At 63.8% G+C, this 3810-nt stretch carries 5 protein-coding genes; all 5 read left to right on the forward strand.

From position 1 onward, the window contains the following. The first annotated feature begins 58 nt into the window (after positions 1 to 58). Positions 59 to 835 carry a TatD family hydrolase gene (locus ACOJSF_RS10615; RefSeq protein WP_420142177.1) on the forward strand — a complete coding sequence of 259 codons (777 nt, stop codon included), beginning with the start codon at positions 59 to 61 and terminating at the stop codon, positions 833 to 835. Continuing rightward, complete coding sequence (locus tag ACOJSF_RS10620) at positions 832 to 1599, forward strand: MBL fold metallo-hydrolase (protein WP_420142173.1); 768 nt, start codon at positions 832 to 834, stop codon at positions 1597 to 1599. Before ACOJSF_RS10615 ends, ACOJSF_RS10620 begins: the two co-directional genes overlap by 4 nt. After that, positions 1596 to 1766, forward strand: coding sequence for a hypothetical protein (locus tag ACOJSF_RS10625; RefSeq protein WP_420142174.1), 171 nt, complete (start codon positions 1596 to 1598; stop codon positions 1764 to 1766). Before ACOJSF_RS10620 ends, ACOJSF_RS10625 begins: the two co-directional genes overlap by 4 nt. A 406-nt stretch (positions 1767 to 2172) precedes the next feature. Beyond that, positions 2173 to 3180 (forward strand): sodium:calcium antiporter, encoded by a 1008-nt coding sequence (locus ACOJSF_RS10630; protein ID WP_420142175.1) that lies wholly within the window; start codon positions 2173 to 2175, stop codon positions 3178 to 3180. A gap of 43 nt (positions 3181 to 3223) precedes the next feature. Further along, on the forward strand, positions 3224 to 3810 hold a 587-nt coding region (locus tag ACOJSF_RS10635), incomplete at its 3' end, for a radical SAM protein (RefSeq protein WP_420142176.1).

Here is a 3810-nt window from a genome sequence, read left to right on the forward strand (position 1 = left end):
CGGGCACGCAGCTTCCGCCGCCGCAGGGCGTTTTCCCGCGCTGGGTGGAGCCGGCCTGATGCTGATCGATAGTCACTGCCATCTCAATTATAGGGGCCTGGTCGAGGACCAGGCGGCGGTGCTCGATCGTGCGCGGGCGCGCGGTGTCACCGGCATGCTGAATATTTCCACCCGCGCGCGCGAATGGGACGATGTGATCGCTACGGCCGACCGCGAGCCTGACGTGTGGGCGTCGGTCGGCATCCACCCGCACGAGGCCGACGCGCATCCCGACATCGACACGACGCGGCTGGTCGACGCGGCCAGCCACCCCAAGGTGGTCGGTATCGGGGAGACCGGGCTCGATTATCATTACGATCATAGCGACCGCGCGCGCCAGCAAGCGAGTTTCCGCGCGCACATTGCGGCATCGCGCGAGACTGGGCTGCCGCTCATCATCCACACCCGCTCCGCCGAGGACGACACGGCCGCGATCCTGGCGGAGGAGATGGGGAGGGGGGGCTTTCCCGCGCTGATCCACTGCTTCACCGCCAGCCAGGGCTTTGCCGATCGCATGCTGGAGCTGGGGCTCAGCATTTCGATCGCGGGGATCGTGACATTCAAGAACGCCAATGACTTGCAGGCGACGGCCAAGACCATTCCCGCGGATCGCCTATTGATCGAGACCGACGCGCCGTTCCTGGCGCCTGTGCCGCATCGGGGAAAGACCGGCGAGCCCGCCTTCGTGGCCGACACCGCCGCGTTCATCGCCGGCCTGCGGGGCGAGGATATCGAAACGCTTCAGGATCGCACCGCCGCCAATTTCCTCGCGCTGTTTACGAAGGTACGCGCGTGAGGGTAACGGTCCTCGGCTGCGGCACGTCGTCGGGGGTGCCGCGGATCGGCGGGGATTGGGGCGAATGCGATCCGGGCGAGCCGCGCAATTCCCGCACACGCGCATCCATCCTCGTACGCAGCGCAACGACAACGATCCTGGTCGATACGGGCCCCGATATGCGCCAGCAGATGCTCGCGGCGAACGTGGGGGCGCTCGATGCCGTGCTGTGGACGCATGAGCATGCCGACCATACGCATGGGCTCGACGATCTTCGTCAGGTCTTTCATCTCGCTGGGCGGCCGGTCCCCTGTTACGCGCGGCCGCGTACCCTGGAATCGCTAGAGCGAAGGTTCCGCTATGCCTTCCATGGACGGGGCGATTATCCGCCGACCGCGCTTGCCCTGGAACTGCCCGACGAGATCCAGATCGGCGATATCCGCGTGCGCTGTGTCGACCAGCCACACGGCGGAATCACATCTGCCGGCTTCCGGTTCGACGTCGGCCGTTCATCGGTCGGATATTCCACGGATTTCAATCGCTTCACGACGGAAATGAATGACCTGTTCGAAGGTCTCGATGTCTGGATCGTGGACGCGCTTCGGCGCAAGCCGCATCCGACGCATGCCGATCTGGCGACCACATTGGCGGCGATCGAACGGCTGCGGCCGAAGCGCGCGGTGCTGACGCATATGGACCAATCCATGGATTATCGCACACTGGTCGAGGAACTGCCGGCTGGGGTCGAGCCGGGTTATGACGGGCTGGAAATCAGCCTGTCATGACAACCGACATCCTGCTGCCGATGGTCGCCATCGCTATGATGCTGATCCTGGTCGGCCGACGCTTCTGGTCGCGCGATGTCGCGCCGCAGGACACGATCCAGCTGATGCTCATCTGGATCGGGATGATTGCCGTGCTGTGGGCAGTGGTCAGCTTCCTCCAGCTCTGATCAGCAGGATTTTACATAATATATATTATCAAGATGAACTGGATTTTGAGCGATCGCGTTTGCTCCTGAGCACCCCGCCGGCAGGACCAGGCGGTCAGATGGCGCCGCGCTGCCGCCGCCAAGATGTTGCCGACCTGCCTTTTGTCTCAGAAGCGCGCCCGTTGACGTGATTTTACCGGTCCCGATTGGCGATCGGCTCCGAAATCTTGACTCCAGTCCAACCCGCTGCCAGACGCCCGGGCCTTCCTTGGGGAGTAGCCGCCCGCGCGTTGCGGGGTGCCCGTCAACATGCTCGGCTTGTCCGTGGCGGGTGCAGCATCAGGCCTGGCGAGACCATGGATCGGCAGCGCGGCCAGGCCGGCGCGCGGCCGGTTCATGCTCGCCGTTCCGGCCCGGATGTCCGACCATGCCTACCCTGCTCCAATCCGTAATCCTGCTGCTTGCCGCCGCGCTGGTCATCTATCTTGCGTGCGAGCTGTTCGTGAATGGGGTCGAATGGCTGGGTGTCCGGCTGTCGGTCGGCCAGAAAGCGACGGGCTCGGTACTCGCGGCGTTCGGCACTGCGCTGCCCGAAAGCGTCGTGACGCTTGTGGCCGTGGCCTTTGGCGGCACCGTCCATGCCAAGGCGTTGGGGGTCGGCGCGGCATTGGGCGGGCCGCTGGCGCTGGCGACAATCGGCTATGCGACCGTCGGACTAGGGATGCTGGCCTTTGGCCGCCGGCTCGAGGCTACAGCCGCGACGCGCGAGGATTTCAGGCAGCTTGCGCGCGATCAAGGATGGTTTCTCGGACTGTTCGTGGTGAAGATCGCGCTGGGCCTTGTTCTTTTCCGCTGGAAGCCGTGGCTCGGCCTGATTTTCCTCGCTGCTTATGGGCTTTACCTCCGCAAGGAGATGGCGAGCGGCCGTGAAATGGACGGCGCGCCGGAGCCGCTGCTGCTCGCGCGCAGCCACGCGACGCCCCCCCTCGCCACCATCCTGATCCAGACCGGGCTCGCCTTGACCGCCATCTTCGTCGCTTCGCGCTTGTTTGTGGACCAGCTCGGCCTGCTCACCCCCCTGCTCGGCGTCCGGCCCGAACTCGTCGCGCTGCTGCTCAGCCCGATCGCGACCGAGCTGCCCGAGACGATGAACGCGATCATCTGGATCCGGCAGGGCAAGCATCGGCTGGCGCTGGCCAACATCTCCGGCGCGATGATGATCCAGACGACCGTCCCCACCGCCTTTGCGCTGTTCTGGACGCCTTGGCATCTCGATGAGCCGCTACTGCTGGCCGCAGGGACCACGGCGGTCGCGATCCTCGTCATGATCATGGCGTTTCGGCGCGGTATTGCCTCGCGCCGCCTGCTCGCCGCGATGGCACTCTTCTATCTGACGTTCATAGTCCTGCTCGTCGGCTTCGGCCTCGTACGGTGACAATGGGCTTGCCGCTTCGCCCGATGGAACATATAACGAACATATGGCACGGCTCGATACGCGCGAAAAGCTGGCAATCCTCGCCGATGCGGCCAAATATGATGCTTCCTGCGCCTCTTCGGGCACCGCCAAGCGTAATTCTCGCGATGGAAAGGGAATCGGTTCGACCGAGGGAATGGGCATCTGCCACGCTTATGCGCCCGACGGGCGTTGCATCAGCCTCCTCAAAATCCTGCTGACCAATAGCTGCATTTTCGATTGTCATTATTGCATCAACCGAAAAAGTTCGAACGTTCGACGGGCGAGTTTCACGGTCGAGGAGGTGGTGAAACTTACGCTCGCTTTCTACCGCCGCAATTACATCGAGGGGCTGTTTCTTTCGTCGGGGATTATCCGATCATCGGACTACACGATGGAGCGGATTGTCGAGGTCGCGCGCAGCCTGCGTGAGGATCATGACTTTCGCGGTTATATCCACCTCAAGACGATCCCGGATGCCGATCCCGAATTGATCCATCGCGCCGGGCTTTACGCCGATCGGCTGTCGATCAATGTCGAGCTTCCCACGCAACGCGGGCTCCAGCGGCTCGCGCCGGAGAAATCGGCGCCGCGCATCCGCGATGCGATGGG

The sequence above is a fragment of the Sphingomonas sp. genome (assembly GCF_048594985.1).
Taxonomy (GTDB): domain Bacteria; phylum Pseudomonadota; class Alphaproteobacteria; order Sphingomonadales; family Sphingomonadaceae; genus Sphingomonas_I.

Coding starts and splice junctions, on each gene's coding strand:
- ACOJSF_RS10615 (WP_420142177.1), top strand. CDS start 59: ATGCTGATCGATAGTCACTGCCATCTCAATTATAGGGGCCTGGTCGAG.
- ACOJSF_RS10625 (WP_420142174.1), top strand. CDS start 1,596: ATGACAACCGACATCCTGCTGCCGATGGTCGCCATCGCTATGATGCTG.
- ACOJSF_RS10630 (WP_420142175.1), top strand. CDS start 2,173: ATGCCTACCCTGCTCCAATCCGTAATCCTGCTGCTTGCCGCCGCGCTG.